Genomic DNA, 20,909 nt, shown 5'->3' with positions numbered 1-20,909 from the left:
TTTTTTATTACGCAAGACCAGAATATCGTAACTTGTTTGCTTTTTTAACCAATCGATCGACTGAGTAATGAGATAATTTATCAAGAGGCTCTTTGAGATTCCATTGTCTAATACTGGTACAATCTGCCGAAAAAAGCTTGGAATGATCTGATGAAATGGTACAGGTCATGGGGGGAGAGGTATGGCCTACCAGTTTTAGGCAATCACCTGTTTCAAGATTCCATAATTGTATAGTTGTTGAATGCGCTTTTTTATATGCAACCATATGACAAGGCGAGATAAAATCATAACGCGCAAAGTTGGGAATGAAACTAATAAATTTCTCTAAAGAAGCTGTTGGCTTTGAAAGTTTTTCTATTACCGCTCTCTTATCTTCAGGAAGTTTTTTTTCTTCGCCAGTATTAATATCGTATTGATACATATCATGCGACGAAGCAAAAGAAATTATAGTATTATCAGGCATTATTACCTGAGGCTTCCCTGTAATTTTTTTATTAAGTATAGATGACGCATTATTGTCTATATTAATACGCACGAGCGGCTTATTTTTTTGATTAAGTTTAAAAAAGAGGCTTTTATTGTCCGCCGTAACAAGCAATTTACCTCGTATGTATAATTCAGTAGCATACAGTATAGAACTTGTTTTACAGATCCGCTTCTCAATCCACGGCTTAAAAATGCCATCACGATATTGCTGTATAATAGTTGCAACAACTGCTGTATCAATATCTGGCAGCACACTACATTGTTGGTACGCCCAAACTACCTGCGGGCTGTGCATGACACGCGCTGCAACTATCGCAATAAGTTGCGAAAAACATGGCTCGATACAATATTTATTGGCAACATATATTTTTTTCAATAACGACTCAATAGGTTCCTCGAGAGACTCCTCAGGTTCTTCTGTAATAGACGTAGTTGCTAACAAATTCGCTAACAGCTTAATTTCGTGATCATCATAATCAGTCAGATCAATCTCTGATAAAGCATTTTTATCACTATAATCACACAGTAAATCTTGTAATACACCTGATTTTTTTATATCTGATTCAACAAGAGAATATGATTGTTTGTTAGTTTTAAATTCCATTGCTTGTAATGAAAAAAAAATAATAATAAGACACGCAACAATATTCTTATGCATAAAACCCCATCCATACACCACAATTATGATTTATTTATACATATACTAGCATAGAACGCCATGCTGGCACTATTTTCTTGCTTCTTGCCTAATCGTCATGCTAAAATAATTACAAATATTATTTTAAAATAGAGAGGGTAGCAGTATGAAAACAAAATTATTAATAGCGGCTATAAGCATCTGCTTGTTAACGCCACAAGTGTCGCATGGGGGCAGGGGCGGTGCTGTTGCCGGCGGTCTTTTCGGGGGATATCTTTTGGGCTCCGCTATGGCTTCTGCTAGCCAGCCACGAGAACGAGTTGTCTACGTCGACAATACGCCATCACGCTCACGAGAAAGCGATCGTGAATATGACTTGCGCCGAAAAGAACGTGAGCTAGAAAAAAAAGAGCGTGAACTAGAAGAACAAGAACGTAAATTACAACGTCAGCACAGTAAAAGAAAAACTGTGCAAGAAAAAAATGCTCTTGCTGATGAAGATCTTGATATCGAAGACTAATTTTTGGGGCCAACAAACAGTTCGACAAGGCCGATTTTTATAGTAACAACGCACATTTTGTGTGGTTTTTCAAAAACGAGAACCACCTGATCGGTCGTACTAAAAATTCCCGTACTTTTCCAACCAAGGCGCTCCATTTCATAATGATAAAATTGCTTAAGCGCCGCATGATGGGTTGTCGAAGAAAACTGTACGGCACAGGTGTGAGAAGAAAAAGAATCATATTCATCTTGATTGTATAAAACAATTCCAACCGGAAAAGCTATATCAATCAGACGAGCTTCATCGGTAAACAAACGGCGCTGGGAAGATATTTTTTTATAACATCCTCCCGCAAAAAGAACAATGAACAGTAAAAAACCGCTAATTATCCCGCTTTTGATGCTAGTCCTTTTTGTTCTCTGCTCAGAACTTTTTCTTTAACACGAGCCGATTTACCAATGCGATATCTCATATAAAAAAGCTTCGCGCGGCAAACATCACCTGTTCTTAAGTGATTAATTTTTTCGATAATTGGTGAATAATAAGGAAAAATGCGTTCTACAGAAACACCATTTGCGCCGATGCGACGAACGGTAAACGTAGTTGATACACCTTTGTTACGAATTGCAATAATGTCGCCTTCAAAAGTTTGCAAGCGTTCTTTATCGCCTTCTTTAATTTTTTGTATGACTTCAACTGCATCGCCAACATTAATTTGAGGAAATCCTCTATCTTCCATACCCACAGTGCGTATGGTCTCTTTTGTATATTTTTGTGCTTTCATGATATTCCCAAAGCTATAAGTGATTATATTATTTACTATACATTTTTTTTGGACTGATGCCTAGCCACCGATCAAAAATTATTCCAACCGCAGAACGGACTGAAAGGTGATTAAACTGAGAAAGGCCCTCAAGCGGAACAAGTAATGCCTGACATCGCTTAATAATAGAAGGCGCAAGCCCATGCGCTGTACCAAACACAAAAAGGACCGGTTGTTCATGCGCCCATACTACATCCTGATCATAATAGGTAATATTATTATCTGAGTGTTCTTTTTTTGCTGATGTTGCAATCAAATACGGATCGTTATGCTCGGCCAACGAAATTGCATGAATAACTTCTTCAAGCGAAGAACACAACACAACATTATTCATTGCTTCATGACGATGATTGTTGTATTCAATCCCAGGACCCTGTTGCCAAAATTGTAATAACTGTGCGACAATTTTTTTTTGATCTTCAAGTGGCGTTACAATAAAAAATTTCTTTAATCCGTACGTTTTCGCAGAACGAGCTATATCATGCATATCAATAGAAGTTACCGACGACGTTCCCTCCAAGCCCCCAGGCAAAAGAATGTGAGAATGCATGAGGACAGCATAATGAGCAGGAATTTGCTTGCAGATAAGTTTTTTACCCTCATCAGTATCTAAGTGACTTCTCGCCCACTCAAAATGATGCAACACCGTACGACGGGCGGCCATATCTTGTCGCCAATCGCGTACTTTTTTATGGTCACCAGAACGAATAATCTCAGGAACCATTCGACCCATCCACTCAATCGGCTCAGTATATTCCGGATAATCAACAAGTGGACCGGAAAACGAATCGCTTTCTACAGACTCAGCTTTTCCAACAACTCCAGGAATATATCGCAACATGCCTTCGATGAAAACCATTGCAGGAAGATCGCCACCCATCAGGACAAAATCTCCTAAAGAAATAACAATATCCGCATATTCTTCTTCAACTCGAGCATCCATTCCCTCATAACGAGCAGGAAACAGAGCGCAGTGTCCATATTCAACACTTTTTTGATAAATATCTTTTAATAATCTTTGATCAAGCTTTTTCCCGTGAGGCGAAAAGAAAATTTTAAAAGATTTTCCAAACTGACTATCAGATTGATTAACTGCCTTTTCTATAACGGCCGGTTTAATAAGAACACCAGCGCCGTGACCAAATGTAGGCGCATCAACCCGTTCTCCGGGAGAACATTGAAGAAAAAGATTATTCACGCAAAACTCCACTAATTTCTTTTCTTGAGCTCGCTTAATCAAGCTTGTTTGCAAAAAAGAATCATATAATTGTGGAAAAAGCGTATGTATAGAAATGATCATTCTGCAATATCAACAACAACATCTGTATGGGAATGCTTACTTAATAAACCTACAACTGCGCGTAATGCTCTAAAAGTTCTACCTTCGCTCCCAATGACCTTTCCAAGATCATGAGGCGCAACGCATACTTGAATAAGATATTTACCATCTGCTGCAATTTCTGTTACAACAACGGCATCCGGCTTATCAACTAATTTTCTCACAAAAGAGCTAATCAATTCTTTTATCATGAGACCCGCTTATGATTGAGCTTGAACGAGCGATGATCTATATATTTTTTGCAATCTCTTTACCGCATCAGTCATTATTGCGCCTTGCTGAACCCATGCTTGTATTTTGTCATCATGGAACTGTACAATTTCACCCTTCAGCGGATTGTATGTACCAAGAATTTCTAAAGATTCGCCATCTCGTTTACGACGAGAATCAATTGCCACAATACGGTAAAAAGGTGCATTTTTCTTACCAATACGTGAAAAACGTATTTTAACTGCCATAACGTATAACCTTTCTAAAAGTGATTATGATGATTATTTGAAAACATTATTAAAAGAACCCATCTTCTTAAACATTTTAACAAATTGCTGACTTTGTTCAAATCGAGTCAACAAAAGTGTTATTTCTGAAACTGAAACCCCCGCTCCGCGAGCTATGCGCTCCTTGCGTGAATTATCAATAATCTGTGGGGATGTACGCTCTTTAAGCGTCATAGAACCTATAATAGCTCTAAATTTTTTAATTTCCGACTCGCCTTTACTAATTGTATCATCAGAAAGATTAAGTTGCGATGCCCCTGGAAGATATTTAACAATACTCGACAACGACCCCAGCCGGTCTACCATAGAAAGCTGTTGAGCAAAATCTTGCAAAGTCAGCTTGCCATGCTTGAACGAGGCATACATCGATTCAGTTTCTGAAACTTGTATTTTTTGCTGAGCTTTTTCCAAAAGGCTTTGCATATCACCCATGCCAAGCATTCGCGTTGCGATACGCTCAGGCTTGAACTGCTCCAGGTCATCTATTTTTTCACCCTGCCCAACAAAGAGAATCGGCTTTTTGATTGCATGCTTAAAGGCAAAAAGAGCTCCACCGCGCGTATTGCTATCCATTTTGGTAATAATAGCCCCGGTAAAATTTAAGGCATCTTCAAACGTTTGAGCGATAGATAAAGACTCTTGGCCGGTCATTGCATCAAGCACTAATAATTTGTATTTTGGCTTCAACCGAGCATCAATAACCTGTAATTCTTTAATCAGCTCTGCGTCGACATTAAGCCTACCTGCAGTATCTAGTATCAGGAGCTCAACACGCTGAGATTGACTATATGCATAAATTTCTACTGCTGCCTCAACGGGCGTACGCGCGCTTGGCTGATAAAAATCAACCTGGGCTTGCTGCGCGAGGATCTTAAGTTGTTCATGGGCCGCCGGCCGATAAAAATCAACCGATGCGATCAAAATTTTACGTTTTTTGCCACGGGCAAGAGCCGCTTGCTGAACAAAATGAGCCAGTTTGCCAATGGTTGTTGTTTTACCGGACCCCTGAAGCCCCATGATCATAATGGTAGACGGAATGGCAAAAGAGAACGCCCCTTGCCCCGCTCCTCCTAAAAAGTACAAAATTTTATCGTGAACTAGCTTAATAAGCTGCTCGCGCTGATTAAGAGCTTTATTTCTGGCCTGCCCGGTTACTTCTTGCTTAAGACTTCCTAAAAAGTCTTTGACAACAGCGTACGGCACGTCGGCCTCAAACAAGGCGTCTTCTATCTGAGAAAATACGGTGCTAATTGCGTTTTCATCAAGTTTTCCAGAACCGGTAAGGCGAGAAAAAATGGATGAAAATTTGTTTGCTAAAAGATCAAACATGGGTTTTATCAAAAGTTAGAGTTTTTTAAAGATATCTTATTAATTATAACAATAATTTTATTTTTGATAAGGCCGCCGCCCATAATCTTTTTATAGATCACGCTTCATCGACTTTATTCAATCATTCTAGTACCGCGGCAGATTTTCTGCCCACGCTCTTACATCGCCATTTGCATCATCATACATCTGACGCGCCAAAAACTCGCCCATCAAAACACCGTCAGAATCACCACTCTTAATATATTTATCCTGAAGATAGGCTTCATAATACATGGCGCTACGTATCCTATTCGCACCATCATATATAAAAAAAGTAGACCCTGCCGCCAATAAACCCGCGCACCAAGACAGCGTGAGATCTTGAGCATTCATGGCACAATGAGCGCAAAAGCCAACAAGCCCTAAAGCTGCTGTAGCTTCCGCGCAACCAGCACCAAACCGCCGCCACTCAAAATCAGCGGTAGCTTTCTGAAAAGAATTGCCCTGCTGACGAACACCTACAATCTTCTTTCGCCAATCTTTTAATTTTACGCTGGCACGGTTTGAACGCTGAACCATAGCATCCTTTAACAGAACTGATATGCATCGCGGCCTCGGGTCATTTTCAATAGCATATCTTCTTTTTTCGTACATCGCAGCAAATGCTGTATGATTACTCATAACACCCACAAGCTCCTCATATATATTTTGATAATCCTGCATATCGTTACTTTCTTCTAAATGCACATTTTCTGCCGGCGCTCTTACGTGGCCATTTGTATCATAATACATCTTACGCGCTACAAACTCAGCGCTCAAAACGCTGTAAGATTTGGAAATTTTATGCCATTCTTCATAAAGGTAGGATGTATAATGCATAGCACTAGCTATTCTATTCGCGCCATCATATATAAAAAAAGTAGACCCTGCAGCCAATAAACGCACGCACCAAGATAGCGTGAGATCTTGGGCATTCATGGCACAATGAGCACAAAAGCCAACAAGCCCTAAAGCTGCTGTAGTTTCGGCACAACCAGCACCAAACCGCCGCCACTCAAAATCAGCGGTAGCTTTCTGAAAAGAATTGCCCTGCTCACGAACAACTGCAACCCTCTTTCCCCAATTTTTTATCTCTTCTTCGACACGGCGTGTACGCTGATCCATAGCATGATACAAGAGAAATGATATGCATCGCGGCCTCGGGTCATTTTCAATAGCATATCTTCTTTTTTCGTACATCGCAGCAAATGCTGTATGATTGCCCATAGCACCCACAAGCTCCCCGTACATCTTTTGATAATCCAGAACACCGCACCGTAATGATGCTGCGACTAAACATAAAAATGCTGCTATTGCAACACCCTCTGTAAGCTCAAAGGTCATACGAGAACCCTTTTGTACAATAATACTATCCCCGCGACTCTCACCGTCGCACATTTTCTGCCTTCGCTCTTATATGGCCATATCTATCATAATACATCTCACGCGCTACAAACTCAGCGCGCAAAACGCTGTAAGATCCGAAAGTTTTACGCCATTCCTCATAAAGATAGCGTTCATAATTCATGGCACTAGCTATTCTATCCAAGGCATCACATATAAAAAAAGTGGCTCCTGGTATCAATAAACCCATGCACCAAAGTAGAGTGCGATCTTGCACATTGCTGGCACAAAAGGCAACAAGCCCTAAACTGGCTGTAATTGTTGCACAAGCAGCACCAAGCCGCAACCATTCAAAATCAGCGGTAGCTTTCTGAAAAGAGTTACCCTGCTCACGAACATCTGCAACCCTCTTTTGCCACTCTTCTAATTTTTCTTTGGCACGGTTTGAACGCTGATCCATAGCATCATACAAGAGAACTGATATGCATCGCGGCCTCGGGTCATTTTCAATAGCATGTCTTCTTTTTTCGTACATCGCGGCAAATGCTGTATGATTGCCTATAACACCCACAAGCCTCTCATATATATTTTGATAATCCTGAATACCAGACTGCAGCGATGCAGCAGCTAAACACAAAAACACCGCTACTGCGATAATCTTGCTTTTCATACAATCTCTTTAACTCGGGGATTATAAACATAAATAAATAAATAGAGGCCTGCTCTTGGCAAGCCCCCTATTTTAAAAATCACCTACATATTTTATAGTACTTTATCTCAATCGCGGGATTTTTCGCCGTCATAAGTTTTTTCGTCGTCATGAGTAACGCCTCCAAGAACTTTGTTATGATCCTGAAGTACCGCCACTAAGCCTTTAAAATGCTCCGAGTGATGCACAGCATCAACCGTTTTTCCCGCACCATGATATACAAAAAAAGCAGACACTGCGGCAAATAAACCCGCACAACCAGACTGCACGGGATCTTGCATCTTCATGCCCAATTTAGCAAATACAAGAGTAAAGAATCCGGCTACTACAGCTTCACTAAAACCTGCACCAAGCTTCCGCCACTTAACATCAGCGGTAGCTCTTTTAAAAAAGTTACTATCCTCACGATCTTTTTTAACCGCATCCCAAGCCTGAGCTTCTTTGTTGCGAATTTCCATCTGCTCCTTGATATGCTTTCCAACTAATTCCTTCACAGGAATATTCGCCGAATCATTCGTAATAGAATGTTCATAGCGGTGGTATACATCCTTAAATGCACCTTGATTGCCTATCGCACAACGAAGCTCGTTATTTATATTATCATAATTAACCTTACCACACTGCAACGGCGAGACTGATAAACCTGCACAAAGCACTACAGTCATAAAAACAACATTGTTTTTCATAAAAAAACCCTTCATAAAAGTTAAACATATTCTTTAATTTAATTTAATGATTCAAACTGTTAACGATCTCTAAAGTCAAGATACTGAATGGTTCCCCTATTGGATACGAATCGTCAATATGTTGAAGACCTTTTCTTATATCAGTTACGCACGAAAGTTCTTGCTTTAAAGTATTAGTATAATCATAGCTATAATAAGCACGCTTTACGCCGCGATAACCAGCCCATGAACATAAGAATACGCCGAGTCCAGCTGCAAGCACAGTTACATCGTGCCGAGTAAATACAAATGAGCTACTCGTATCCAAAAAATCAGTTGCAAGTTTTCCTACATGTCGTGCAAAAAATCTTCCTGTAAACCAGGAACCTAAAGCACTTGCGCCAAACAAAGAAAGCCCTCCCAAAAAGCCCTTGCCGTTCATATGTTGATATACACCATCGCCATCATCGATAGCATCATTTTTAAAATTCACATATTTTTCTGCATCTTCTTTATGCTTCTCGAACAATGCGTTCTTAAACAACTTCTCATCTATTTGTTCTTTATTTTTCTCATGAAATAGCATAAACGCTGTTTTGTCATGACGTTTACCGAGAAGCGCTTTGATATGTTTTTCAGATTTTTTTGGATCTATTTTTTTTTCAACTTGCATCCCGTATGCGGAATTGATAGTTGCACAAAGAATGACAGAGTAAAACAACGTATATGTACTATTTTTCATGCGCATAATCCTAATAAAAAAACAAATTAACATTCGCACAAGTTTAACATGTGCAATATATTTGTATATAAAAAAGGCCCGTGTTTTCACACGAGCCTTGTAAAATAATACTTATACTCATAATCAATTAATAGCGGTGGATTTACGAATGAGATAAATCAGAAGCAACTTCCATGTCTCGCTTAAATCGCCACACAGTATCATTACACTCGTCATATGGCGCAACCTGCGCTTGAAGCACCTTGCTATGTCCAAATGAACGCGCCGTTTTATAAATGCCGTATCCAAAAATTGCAAACCCGCACAAAAAAGCAGTATTTTCCATAGCGTTCACAGAATAATTATTTAATATTGCGACTATTGCCAGATTTGTAAAAACACCTCCAAAAACAGTTGCGGCGCTTCCTATACCAAGTCCACGCCAATTCAAATCAGATGTAACGCTCCGAATAAACCACCAATCTGATCTACATTTATCTCCTCTTGATCCATTCCAATCATCTAGATTTTTTTTACATGGTCGACGCTGCTCGTTAATTTGCCCGTTAAGATGAGAAAACAACGTACCTTGATCTTGCTTAGACAACAAACCAATGTCTGCGCGGCAATCTCCCATTACCCTATTAAATTTTCTCACATTACCTATGGCAGGACATATCGTTTTATACAGCGACGTCATGGCATTCGGCAACGGCTCTACGACTTTATTCATACACCATGCAGATGGCGCCGTTATTACACATGCAATAAGTGCTATTTTAAAGGCATCATGTTTCATAAAAATACCCTTGTTACATTATTTTATAAAATTCCACATCAATTTTTTTATTTTAACATGTGCAACATATTTGTATATAAAAAAGGCCCGTGTTTTCACACGAGCCTTGTAAAATAATACTTATACTAATAATCAATTAATAGCGGCGACGGTCGGAACGTTCATAACCACCACTATTGCGGGTTTCTGAATAGCCGCCATAACGTCTATTATTAGATCCGCCAGAAGAACGACGGCGATTATTAAAATCACCACCACCACTATTACGGCGCTGCTGCTGATTTTCATCTTCTTCAACAAATGCAAAGCGCGTATTGCGTCCTGCAAGTGAAGTGTTGCGTAATGCGTCAAGCAATGCAGATGCACAACCTACGGGCACTTCTACAAAAGTACGACGCTTAATAATGCGTATTTTTTGTATGAGTTCTTCTGTGATAAGACCAGTTTCTGTTAAATATTGTGTAATTTCGGTAGAAGTTAAACCATCATCAGCACCAACCGACAACACGCATTCTTGAACTGTTTTTTCAAATTCAGAAGATGTTGCACGAGCAGGAGAGAATGAAATTTCTTCTTCTTTCAAAATAGAACTCAAAAACTTTTCATGCAGAATATACATTAATGCTGTGCGCAATTCTGCTTCTGAGTAACTATCAAGCATATCTTTAATAGCAGCATGAGGAGCATTGGTTACACTTTGTTCATTAATGTGCACAAGATATTGAGCCGCTTGAGCAACGCGACCTTTAATAATCGCATCACGTGACGGAACTTCTAATGGTGAAATTTGAATATTGAACTTGCGTTGAATCATTTGGATAAAACGTGTTTCACTTTTACCAACAAAAGTAATAGCGATACCTTCTTTACCAGCACGACCCGTTCTACCTACACGGTGAACGTAACTTTCGTGATCTTCTGGAAGAGAAAAGTTAACTACGTGACTTAAATTCGCAATATCAATACCACGAGCAGCAACGTCAGTTGCAACAAGGATAGTAATTTCTTTATTTTTAAACTTTTTAATCACCAAGTTTCTTTGAGCTTGACTCATATCGCCGTGCAATGCACCAACATTATAACCGCGACGTGCTAATTGCTCAGCAATTTCACTGGTTAAAATTTTGGTTTGACAGAAAATAAAGGCATAAAACTCAGAGGAACATTCTATAAAGCGACATAATGCATTAAGACGTTGCTTCATAGGCAATACGCAAAAATATTGCTTAGTTGTTGGCGTTCCAACATTAGTTTTGCTCACGCGGACAGAAATAGGATTCTTCATGTGCGCGTTCATCAACGTGCTGATACCAGCTTTAACCGTTGCAGAGAAAAGCCATATTTCTCTTGTTGTTGGAGCATATTGCATAATTTCATCGATTTCATCTTTAAAGCCCATATCAAGCATGATATCAGCTTCATCAAGAACCAATGTTTTAATATCTTTAAGGGAAAGAGTTTTTCTACGAAGATGATCATTCAAGCGGCCGGGAGTACCAATAACAATATGAACCCCGCGCTTTAACGCTCTAATTTGTTCTTCCATAGACATGCCGCCGTACACAGGCTCAACAACCAAGCCAAGCGCTTGCGCAAAAGGACGCATGCTATCACAAATTTGCAAAGCAAGTTCACGCGTTGGAGCAACTATTAATGCCTGAGTAGACCTATTTGCTCGTTCAATTCGGTGCAACAAAGGAAGACCGAAAGCAAGCGTTTTACCTGTACCCGTTTGAGCTTGACCATGGATATCAACCTTGTCAGCAGCCAATAACGCTGGTATTGCCTTACTTTGAATTTCTGTAGGCTCCGTAAAGCCTAATTTTTCGATAACCTGATAAATTTCAGGCATCATGTTAAAATCTTTAAATGTTATTTTCATATAATCTTCTCTTGATTAATAAGGGTTAAACGATAATACTGCTATATCCCTTATATGAATTTCGGAGCTTACACAGATCTTGATGTATGGAAAGGCCGAGTTTTTAATGCCACTCGGAAAGCCTTGCTTGCTTTTAAGATAGACGCATAAGAAAAGATGCGAGTGAGATTAAAACGTATATTCTATTAGGGATATACATTATTCTCAATATTAATCTTTTTTGCTCTTTTGTCAAGTATACCGCCAAACCTATCTCACTTTCTTTCTCCCCGTCATCGCACAAGACGGAGCCCAATAAACCTAAAAATTGCATCGAATTTCAAATTGACATGTTTTTTTCTTCATATAAACTAAGAATAGTAGTAAATTTATAAAAAATAATAAAAACGGTCCTTTATGAAAAAAATAATATTATTACTCACTCTGAATATACTTAATGGGGTCATGCAAGCTACAATACCCGCCCAACAAGGTCACAAAATGCCCGCCGGTGATATTATTGTAAAAACCATAATGAGTATTAATCCGCACGGACTTGATACTGCCACAATCATGCTAAAAAAATTAAAAAACCTAGACACAACCAAATTTGCTCTCAATGAACTTGAAAAACAACACATCAGAGATGCGATTGCCAATCGAAAACAAGCCCTTAGTAAAGCCAATGAGCAAGATCGTCTTATTCGCCCAGAACAGCAAACCTCAAAGCTAAATACCTCAAGCACAGCCTCTATTTGGCTTAAAAATATTATAAATAAGAGCTTTTTGTTGTCGGTCATAGTATATTATACAGCACATTACATAATCAAACCGTATAACTTCATACCACTCAAAAAAATAGCTGGCATAGCATTTTTGTGTGAAATATTAAGAACCACAAAAAAAACCAGGGATTCTACCAAGGCACATAATAACTTTTCATCCTGGCTAAGCAAATTACCTCAAAGACGCACAATAATTATTGAAGAATTAGATTGTATCACCGCTCAACTGGTAAACAACTCACAACAAATCGCATAGTTTTTATGGTTTCGATTATTTAGGCCTGCGCTATGGGTTGGACAACAAGCCCTATACGCAATAAGCAAATTAAGTCATAATTTTTGCACACGATATAAGAATTGCTGCAGCGTTAAGCGATATCCCACGTAACAATCCAAGGCTACGTATTATAGAGAGCGACGAAAACATTGATTTCGCGCCTCTGGACGATAACGATAGAAAAGAAATAACTAAAGCTATAAATAGCAAAAAAACGGGCATTTTTACCCCCGGCAAGCAACCAAAACATTTTTTAAAGGTGTAATAAAAAACCCGATCTTCTACTTTACCGTAGCTTTTTGTGACGCGAAAAATGGCAATTTAATACCTGATAAACCAACAATCACAAGCCTATTGCCCTTTTGCAACTCTTATTGGCGCCAGCTTAACTCTCACCCACGCCATCGATACAACCTATAGTACTTATATTGATATCTGCAAACGCAATCCGTTTAACCGAAAAAGAATCGCCTTTATAAATGATAATTTTGGTAGATTTCATTTCAAACGATAAAAAATAAGCGATTTTAGTTAAAAAACATAGCTTGGGGGGCTTTAAAGCCCCCTATTTGCCGTCAAATATGGCCCTATAAACCCTGATTTACACCTACCCCTATTTCTCTCTTTTTTCTTTCTTTTCTCACCCTGCACGCCCATCGACCCGTGCGTCCGTGGCCTTGGCGAAGTCGAGCGTGGCCCAAAGGGCCTATCACTGGCTTATATAAATTGACAAATTAAGAATAAAATATAAATTTTATATATGTAAAATTAGTTATTATTTTTAAAAAAAATAATTGTAAAACCAAACAATCAGAAAGATTAACGATGGCAAAGAAAACACTTTTTTCCATTATTGCATTACTTCATGTACTAACAGCGTGCGCAATGGATCTCCGCAACAGAGAAATCTTTGGTAAATTCAGCAAAACCCAAAAGGGTCGATATGAACAACGGGCAAAGGAAGAACTTTTAAATGCCTTAGATGACGTTTCTTTGCACAGCACACAAAAAGAACAACGTACAGCACTCGATACATGCGATCAAGAGCTTAATAAAATCATGCCAATAAGCCATATACTTACACCTGAAAACACGCGTAGCGCCAGAAGAGCATATGTAAAACTGCTTAACGAACAAGCGCAAGAACCGCTTTTTCATCGTCACAACAACCCTCTTGATCATGCAGCTCATAAAACAACCATTGCACACGCAAGTAGCATTTTTACAAGCATAAAAAACGCCGAACGCCAAGCAACTCAACAAAAAGCCCAAACAGAAGACGATCAATTACTCAAAGAAATAGATGCTGAAATTGATGCTATAACATCGCTAACCAAGTAAATCAAATGGAATATCTCTCATGAAAAGAACATTTTTAACTCTTACAATACTACTATTACTACCCCCCACCGCTACCCATGCAATGGAAAGAGAAAGAAGAGAAAGACACGAACAGTACAAGAAGACTATGGATACTAATTTTGCCGAATGGCTAACAGCGCTCAAAGAACGACAGGCAAATCAACTTCGTGAAAAAGAAAACAAAGAGCCTGCTACCAATAAAATTACTGACGAAAATAGGAAGGCGCAGTTGTTGGATCGGCTAAATAATCTTAATAAGGATAGACCTGGCTTCAAAGAGCTCTCACAAAGCAAATTTGAAGAAAAAACTGAAATAACTTCAGATTCTACAAATGGCAGCAAAACTAACAATCCGCTTGAAGCAATCAAGACGCCTAGTGATGATAATGTTCAAGTTAAAGCTAATATCATTGCAGCAATAGCAGAAATGAGCGGCTATAATCCAACCGACAAACAAATTGAAAAACTTAAGCAGCAATTTGCTACAGGGTCGTCTTTAAGCGAAACCGATCGCAGCGATATAAAGAGCAAATTTAATACAAAAATGGGTCATTTCATATATATAAATAAACAAGCAGAAGAAATCACTATAAAAAATGCGCAATCGCGCTATGAAAAGAACACAAGCAAATCAGCGCTATCAAGCTTTTTTAATAATTGGCTGAGAAGCCCAGGGACAACATTGGTAGGCATGGGCTTAGCATTCGGGACAAGCTATTATTACACGACTGACACCACTATGAGCATATATGCGAAAAGCATTTCACTAGCGCTCATTGGATCCGGAATATTAGGCGGAGTGACACATAGCGCATTAAAAACGCACAGCTATTATCGCACAGAAGATAACAACTTAAGAACTACGATAAACATAATCACAGCTCAAAATACAAAAAGATGTACCGCTCAAGAACAACTAAATAAGGCTTTTGCGTCAATTTTTAATAAATAATAGCCTAAATAGAACGTATTTTCGGGGGGCCTTCTTTAGGCCCCCTTTTAACATAAAAACCAGGCTATAAGCTATAAAGGGGTCTAATTTAGGCCTATTTTGCCGTCAAATATGCCCTATAAACGCTTATTTTCGCTTACCCCCTACTTCCCCTTTTCTTCTCTCTATAAAGTCCCAATACCCTCATCATCTCCATTACCCCACCTTTAACCTGTATTTTATACAGATTGAAACAATTAATTAATTCTATTTGATATTTATTGACAAAGGCTCTATATATGATATTCTTAGAGTAATAACTAAATAAATGTAACTAATAAAGGTGGAGATATTATTATGAACAAAAGACAAAAACAATTACTCGCAATTATAGCGACCTGTGTTGCTGTAAACGTGTTTCAACCAACTATTATCAAAGCTGGTTTTATATCAAATTGGCGCGATTCACTAGTTCAAGCAGGGGCAAGCAAATTAACAAATGCTACCGTTGAAAAAGTCGCTGAAACCGCAATAACCCCCGTAGCGCAAACAGTTACGGCTAAAGTTACAGAAGCGACAGTCGATGCCGCTGCAAAAGCAGCGGAAAATACACTTAAATACGGCTTGGACCCTGTAAAAAGGGTACTTGATGGCACCTTAAATTACGCTATATTTCCTGACACTGGCGTTACAGCTCATGCATTACAGAAAGCCGCAGCACGTCTTGGTGGACAACCCGATGCCCCAATTATGACGATAAACACGGAAAGGATAAATTCAATAATGCAACATGCATTGACAAATACGCGAAATTTTGCATATGAATATCCATGGTTAGCAGGTATAATCGCACTATATGGCACATATCGCTTATACTGCTTCGCTGCAAGCTATAATGTGGATTATGACAATAGAATTAAGACAAATGCGGCCCTTTTGACAGTATTCAACACAATTGAAAATTCAACGGAAATTGGCACTGCTGCACCTAATGCAACAATAAGAGCGGCAATAAAGTTGGCCTGCGCCGAGATCAATAAGTGCTACAATACTCCAAATTATAGCGTTCTACAATGGGTTGGAAACAAATACATGTCTCGCCTCATGGGAACAAGTTTATTCAACTTCAAAAACGAGAAAGTAGAATTAGCAAAAGAGCTACAAGCAGCAAATACTCTTAATGAACTCAAAGCAGTAATTCTGAAATATGCTGAAATTTTCATATCTGATAAATAAAAACAATTTCTCCTAATTGATAAAACAGGGGGGGGCTTTGAAAGCCCCCCCCTGTTTTATAATGTGTTAATACGTATATCTCTCGATACTAATTTCTTCGAAATTCACTCGAGATGAGCGAGGGGATGCTTGGGCGGGCTGAGATGAGCGGAGCTGAACATCGGCATAAATTTTTGACAAAATACACAAAACATGTATAATTGAAATTAGATATTAAGATAACTAGTAAAATTCAAATGGAGAAAACATGAAAAAGTTTTTAATGTATATATGCGCAGCAAGTTGTGCGTTTTCGGCAATATCCGCAGGAAACATCGATCCTTTCGATTCTAAAAGCGTGGTAAATGCTGTAGCAAAAGGTGCGTTTGTACTGCCTTTTCTAGGAGTAAGCGTTGTATCAGCATTCGGCGCCGTCCCTTGCTTTACATTGACAGCATTATCAACAAAAAAATTAGTAGACGAATATAAAAAAGAGCGCGTTATAAACGAAGCTGCCGCAAAATTCCCAACCTTCATGAAAACAGTGCGCAACAATAAAGCAACAACAGCTTTAGGTATTTTCAGCGCTTTAGGCACGATAGGATTTAGCGCATTAGCCTATGGTAGCTATAAATTTGCTAGCAAAATATAATAAGAGAGCAGTTTGGCACATAAACAATAAACTTATGCTAAAGAGAGAGGGGTGCTTCGAAACACCCCCTCTCTCTTTTTTTGACTGTGTTAATACGTATACCTCTCGATACTAATTTCTTCGAAATTCACTCGAGATGAGCGAGGGGATGCTTGGACGGGCTGAGATGAGCGGAGCTGAACATCGGCATAAATTTTTGACAAAATACACAAAACATGTATAATTGAAATTAGATATTAAGATAACTAGTAAAATTCAAATGGAGAAAACATGAAAAAATTTTTAATGTATATATGCATATCAAGCGCTGTATTTTCTACAACGTTGGCAAAATTCGATCCTTTCAATGCTGGCGACGTAGTAGAAGCGGCAGCAAAGGCTGCGGTTAAATTACCTATCTTAGGGATAAGCCTTACATCAGCTCTTGCAGCACTACCTTGCGCAACGCTTACCGCTATATCAGTTAATAATCTCAGAAAAGAATACAAAGAACATAAAACAGTATTAGCGACAATAGGCAACAACAAAGCAACCACTACTCTTGGTCTATTTGGAGCTTTAAGCACATTTGGTTTCGGCATGGTGGCACTTAAAACCTTTAGATTTGCCAGAACAATGTAAATATTACAACATACGATTACAACCAAGAAAAGGGGGACTTTGAAAGTCCCCCTTTTCTTACGCATAAGACTAGACCTTATGCACAATAAGCAAAAGAAAGTTTTATAATTTCGCTCGCCCTGAGTGGCGATCCGATAGGATCGATGTATCGAAGGGTCCTGACGAAATAAAAATAAGTCGCATGGTTCGATACGTTTTCTTCGAAATCACTCACCACGAGCGACTTTTGCGCACATTTTTTCCAGAGACTATTTCAAGCAAATTTAGTTACGCATAAGGTCTACTATATTTGGCAATCAAGATAAAATATGCTATTTTAAAATGTATTATCAGTAAATAATGTTCAACCATTAAACCGGGTTTTTTGAGACACAAAAAGCCTGATATCTGCTCAAAGGAGCATCTTAATGTCAAAAGAGTTTATAAAACCGAAACAATTTGCTGCTGCACAGCCCCAATGGGATGATGCGGAGTTTGGATTAAATCCAGAACAAAAGCAAGAACTTGCCTCGTTATACGATGGCACCGTTAACAAGTATAAACCAGGCAGTATTATCAAAGGTACTGTTATCGCAACAAGCGCCGACGGCGTCCTGGTTGACATCAGCTACAAATCCGACGGGCTGATTCCACTGTATGAATTTACAGAACATGAACTTAAAAAATTAACTCCGCAATCAGAAATTGAAGTCATCATCGATGAACTTGAAAATTTTGACGGCAACGTAATTCTTTCCTATGAGAAGGCAAAAGCGCTCAAGGCATGGGATTCTATCATGAAACTGTATGATGAAGGCAAGCCAGTAGAAGGCCTTGTTACTCATAAAGTTAAAGGTGGTCTCAGCGTTGATATCGGCATCCCTGCATTCTTACCAGGATCCCAAGTTGACGTACAACGCGTTAATGATTTTGATCAGTTTGTAAACCAGTATATTACTGCATACATCATCAAAGTTAATCAAAAACGTGGCAACGTTATTATATCACGTCGCAAATACCTTAATGAACAACGCTCTGAAGTTCGCAAGAAAATTCTTGATTCATTGCAACCAGGACAAGTTATTCAAGGTACCGTTAAGAATATCACCAACTATGGCGTATTTATCGACATCGGCGGCGTAGACGGACTTCTCCATATCACTGATATGACATGGGGCAGAATTGCTCACCCAAGCGAACTTCTTAAAATTGGTGAAACGATTACCGTTAAAGTTATTTCATTTGATAAAAACAATGAAAAAATTTCATTGGGTATCAAACAACTTGCTGGAAATCCATGGGAACACCTCCCTGAAGATGTCCAAGTTGGATCAACCGTTAAAGGTACCATCTCCAGCATTACTGATTACGGCTTATTCGTTGAAGTCGCAAAAGGTGTTGAAGGACTTATCCATATTTCAGAAATATCCTGGACTGATCGCATTACCGACCTTGCAAAACATTACAAAGTTGGCGACACTATCGAAGCATTAGTGGTATCTCTTGATAAAGAAAATCGACGTATGTCTCTCAGCATCAAGCAACTTGAAAAAAATCCATGGGAAGAAATTACCGATCAGTTTGTTGTTGGTCAAAAGATCAAAGGCAAGATTAGTAACATCACCGACTTTGGTATCTTTGTTCAGCTTATGCGCGGCGTAGATGGCCTTGTTCATATTTCTGACCTTTCATGGACAGAACATATCAAGCATCCAGCAGATATTTATCACAAGGGTGACGAAGTAGAAGCGATCATTACTGATATTAATAAGCAAAAGAAAAAAATATCACTTGGCATCAAGCAACTTACTGAAAATCCATGGGAAAATATTGAACAAAAATACCCAGTTGGATCTTTAGTAGACGGTGAAATTTCCAAAATAACTGATTTTGGTGCTTTCGTTAAACTTGATAGCGGCATTGAAGGCCTTGTTCACATTTCTGAACTTTCAGGAAACAATGTGAACAAAGTTGAAGATATCGTAAAAGTTGGCCAACGCGCTCAATTTAGAGTTATTAAGGTAAGCCAAGAAGATCACAAACTTGGTCTCAGCCTTAAAGCTGATCAACAATCAGAACAACGTGAAAATAAGCCATCACATAAAAAAGAACAACGCGCTGAAAAGCAACCAAGCCGTCGTGAAAAACATACTGAACAAGTGGGGCCTAAGGCAAAATCACAGTTCCAGTTAGAACTCGAACGACATGCTGCAGCTCGTAACTACACTGACGAAGACAACAATGAATAAAACCTGCGCTATTATCAAACCAGATGCAGTCACTGCAAAGCATAGTGGTAACATTATTTCACTGATTGAACTTAATGGATTTACTCTTGCTCGCATGGAAAAAATGCATCTTACTCGTGCACAAGCGGAAGAATTTTATGCTGTGCACAGCCAACGATCATTCTTTGGTGAATTGGTGGATTACATGATATCGGGACCTGTTATTGTTATGGCATTAGAAAAAGAAAATGCTATACAAGAATGGCGCGACCTCATGGGCGCTACCAATCCAGCACAAGCTGCCGTTGGAACAATAAGAAAAATGTTTGGCACGAGCATCGGCTCAAACGCTACACATGGTTCTGATTCAGCAGAAAACGCTGCGCAGGAACTGAAATTTTTCTTTGCTGAATAAGCAAAATAATTAGTTAGACAGGAGGAGGGGCTTTCCCTCCTCCTGTCTTTTTTTCGCAAAATACGAATTATACACGTCATGCATACACACAATAAAAAAATATTATTTTTACTTTCTATAGCAATAATTCTTAGCACACCGACGTCAATTAAAACTTTTGATTGGTCATATGTAAATCCATTAACCTGGAATGCAAAAATTACATGTACCATACTCGGATGTAGTTTTTTTGTCGGTGGCGGAATAAAACTTTACAAAAATTATAAAAAATCATCTATTATTGCTACACCAGTTGCAGAAGAAGACAAATTACCCATTGTATACAGCGATAAATATAATATGTCCGCTTATGGGTTAGAAAAATTACATCCGTTTCCTGCCAATAAATATCGCGTTGCGGCTCGTATTATTACGCAAGCACTACAGCGTACAACAGGACACTTTCATGAACCACAAGAAGTTTCTCGCCCAGATTTAGAACGCGTTCACCCGGCACATTATTTAGATTCGTTAAAAGAATCTACATCTGTTGCAAAAATAGTAGAGCTGCCTCTTGGATTTTTGCCTAATTGGTTTTTACAAAAGGCGAGCTTGTTTGAAATTCATGATTAAGTCCTCGCAATAATAATTTTAAGATCTTTTTGTTTTAAAACGCGCGTTGTAATCGTAGCAAGCACGAAAAAAGTATTTTCATAAAGGTGGTCTATTTTTTTC

Annotated in this window: 23 protein-coding genes; 10 read left to right on the top strand and 13 right to left on the bottom strand. The window is 38.8% G+C overall.

Annotated features, from left to right (window positions below):
- Positions 1 to 7: 7 nt before the first annotated feature.
- A complete protein-coding gene (locus tag WC707_00115; GenBank protein ID MFA6065574.1) occupies positions 8 to 1,144 on the bottom strand; it encodes a hypothetical protein in 1,137 nt (378 codons plus the stop codon).
- Positions 1,145 to 1,289: 145 nt separating this feature from the next.
- Between WC707_00115 and WC707_00110 the strand changes: the two genes are divergently transcribed.
- A complete protein-coding gene (locus WC707_00110) occupies positions 1,290 to 1,643 on the top strand; it encodes a hypothetical protein (protein MFA6065573.1) in 354 nt (117 codons plus the stop codon).
- On the opposite strand, the gene WC707_00105 is transcribed toward WC707_00110, so the two are convergent.
- The 12 genes from WC707_00105 to WC707_00050 form a co-directional block, all read right to left on the bottom strand.
- The gene (locus tag WC707_00105; GenBank protein ID MFA6065572.1) at positions 1,640 to 1,939 is read right to left on the bottom strand and encodes a hypothetical protein; all 300 of its coding nucleotides are present in this window, start codon (positions 1,937 to 1,939) and stop codon (positions 1,640 to 1,642) included. The two genes, WC707_00110 and WC707_00105, sit on opposite strands and share 4 nt — an antisense overlap.
- 71 nt (positions 1,940 to 2,010) lie before the next feature.
- Positions 2,011 to 2,409, bottom strand: coding sequence for a 50S ribosomal protein L19 (rplS, locus tag WC707_00100; GenBank protein MFA6065571.1), 399 nt, complete (start codon positions 2,407 to 2,409; stop codon positions 2,011 to 2,013).
- A 28-nt stretch (positions 2,410 to 2,437) separates the two neighbouring features.
- On the bottom strand, positions 2,438 to 3,748 hold the full coding sequence (locus tag WC707_00095) for an RNA methyltransferase (GenBank protein ID MFA6065570.1): 1,311 nt from the start codon (positions 3,746 to 3,748) through the stop codon (positions 2,438 to 2,440).
- Positions 3,745 to 3,978 (bottom strand): KH domain-containing protein, encoded by a 234-nt coding sequence (locus tag WC707_00090; GenBank protein ID MFA6065569.1) that lies wholly within the window; start codon positions 3,976 to 3,978, stop codon positions 3,745 to 3,747. The genes WC707_00095 and WC707_00090 overlap by 4 nt, the downstream gene beginning before the upstream one ends.
- Before the next feature lie 9 nt (positions 3,979 to 3,987).
- The gene (gene rpsP / locus WC707_00085) at positions 3,988 to 4,245 is read right to left on the bottom strand and encodes a 30S ribosomal protein S16 (GenBank protein MFA6065568.1); all 258 of its coding nucleotides are present in this window, start codon (positions 4,243 to 4,245) and stop codon (positions 3,988 to 3,990) included.
- A 33-nt stretch (positions 4,246 to 4,278) separates the two neighbouring features.
- A complete protein-coding gene (locus tag WC707_00080; GenBank protein ID MFA6065567.1) occupies positions 4,279 to 5,613 on the bottom strand; it encodes a signal recognition particle receptor subunit alpha in 1,335 nt (444 codons plus the stop codon).
- Positions 5,614 to 5,739: 126 nt separating this feature from the next.
- Positions 5,740 to 6,975: a hypothetical protein gene (locus WC707_00075; protein MFA6065566.1), complete on the bottom strand. Its 1,236-nt coding sequence runs from the start codon at positions 6,973 to 6,975 to the stop codon at positions 5,740 to 5,742.
- Positions 6,976 to 7,015: 40 nt separating this feature from the next.
- Positions 7,016 to 7,645 carry a hypothetical protein gene (locus tag WC707_00070; protein ID MFA6065565.1) on the bottom strand — a complete coding sequence of 210 codons (630 nt, stop codon included), beginning with the start codon at positions 7,643 to 7,645 and terminating at the stop codon, positions 7,016 to 7,018.
- Positions 7,646 to 7,752: 107 nt separating this feature from the next.
- Complete coding sequence (locus tag WC707_00065; protein MFA6065564.1) at positions 7,753 to 8,370, bottom strand: hypothetical protein; 618 nt, start codon at positions 8,368 to 8,370, stop codon at positions 7,753 to 7,755.
- Between the two features lie 43 nt (positions 8,371 to 8,413).
- A complete protein-coding gene (locus WC707_00060; GenBank protein ID MFA6065563.1) occupies positions 8,414 to 9,091 on the bottom strand; it encodes a hypothetical protein in 678 nt (225 codons plus the stop codon).
- A 142-nt stretch (positions 9,092 to 9,233) separates the two neighbouring features.
- A complete protein-coding gene (locus tag WC707_00055; GenBank protein MFA6065562.1) occupies positions 9,234 to 9,869 on the bottom strand; it encodes a hypothetical protein in 636 nt (211 codons plus the stop codon).
- Between the two features lie 136 nt (positions 9,870 to 10,005).
- The gene (locus tag WC707_00050) at positions 10,006 to 11,751 is read right to left on the bottom strand and encodes a DEAD/DEAH box helicase (protein ID MFA6065561.1); all 1,746 of its coding nucleotides are present in this window, start codon (positions 11,749 to 11,751) and stop codon (positions 10,006 to 10,008) included.
- 396 nt (positions 11,752 to 12,147) lie between these two features.
- Here WC707_00050 and WC707_00045 point away from each other — a divergent pair, with 396 nt between their 5' ends.
- The 9 genes from WC707_00045 to WC707_00005 all read left to right on the top strand — a co-directional run bounded on the left by WC707_00045 (position 12,148) and on the right by WC707_00005 (position 20,807).
- Entirely contained in the window at positions 12,148 to 12,771 is a 624-nt protein-coding gene (locus WC707_00045; protein ID MFA6065560.1) for a hypothetical protein, read from the top strand.
- An 846-nt stretch (positions 12,772 to 13,617) separates the two neighbouring features.
- Complete coding sequence (locus tag WC707_00040) at positions 13,618 to 14,133, top strand: hypothetical protein (GenBank protein MFA6065559.1); 516 nt, start codon at positions 13,618 to 13,620, stop codon at positions 14,131 to 14,133.
- Between the two features lie 19 nt (positions 14,134 to 14,152).
- Entirely contained in the window at positions 14,153 to 15,106 is a 954-nt protein-coding gene (locus tag WC707_00035) for a hypothetical protein (GenBank protein MFA6065558.1), read from the top strand.
- Between the two features lie 336 nt (positions 15,107 to 15,442).
- On the top strand, positions 15,443 to 16,321 hold the full coding sequence (locus WC707_00030) for a hypothetical protein (protein MFA6065557.1): 879 nt from the start codon (positions 15,443 to 15,445) through the stop codon (positions 16,319 to 16,321).
- Between the two features lie 247 nt (positions 16,322 to 16,568).
- Positions 16,569 to 16,952 (top strand): hypothetical protein, encoded by a 384-nt coding sequence (locus WC707_00025; GenBank protein ID MFA6065556.1) that lies wholly within the window; start codon positions 16,569 to 16,571, stop codon positions 16,950 to 16,952.
- Positions 16,953 to 17,222: 270 nt separating this feature from the next.
- Positions 17,223 to 17,573, top strand: coding sequence for a hypothetical protein (locus WC707_00020; protein ID MFA6065555.1), 351 nt, complete (start codon positions 17,223 to 17,225; stop codon positions 17,571 to 17,573).
- A 407-nt stretch (positions 17,574 to 17,980) separates the two neighbouring features.
- Positions 17,981 to 19,801, top strand: a complete 1,821-nt coding sequence (locus WC707_00015; protein MFA6065554.1) for a 30S ribosomal protein S1 — start codon at positions 17,981 to 17,983, stop codon at positions 19,799 to 19,801.
- On the top strand, positions 19,794 to 20,195 hold the full coding sequence (gene ndk, locus WC707_00010; GenBank protein MFA6065553.1) for a nucleoside-diphosphate kinase: 402 nt from the start codon (positions 19,794 to 19,796) through the stop codon (positions 20,193 to 20,195). The genes WC707_00015 and ndk overlap by 8 nt, the downstream gene beginning before the upstream one ends.
- Positions 20,196 to 20,273: 78 nt before the next feature.
- Entirely contained in the window at positions 20,274 to 20,807 is a 534-nt protein-coding gene (locus WC707_00005) for a hypothetical protein (protein MFA6065552.1), read from the top strand.
- Positions 20,808 to 20,909 lie beyond the last annotated feature (102 nt).

This window comes from Candidatus Babeliaceae bacterium (genome assembly GCA_041660765.1).
GTDB lineage: Bacteria > Babelota > Babeliae > Babelales > Babelaceae > JBAZVR01.
Note: the sequence above shows the minus strand (reverse complement) of the source record. Positions and strands in the feature narration are given on the sequence as shown.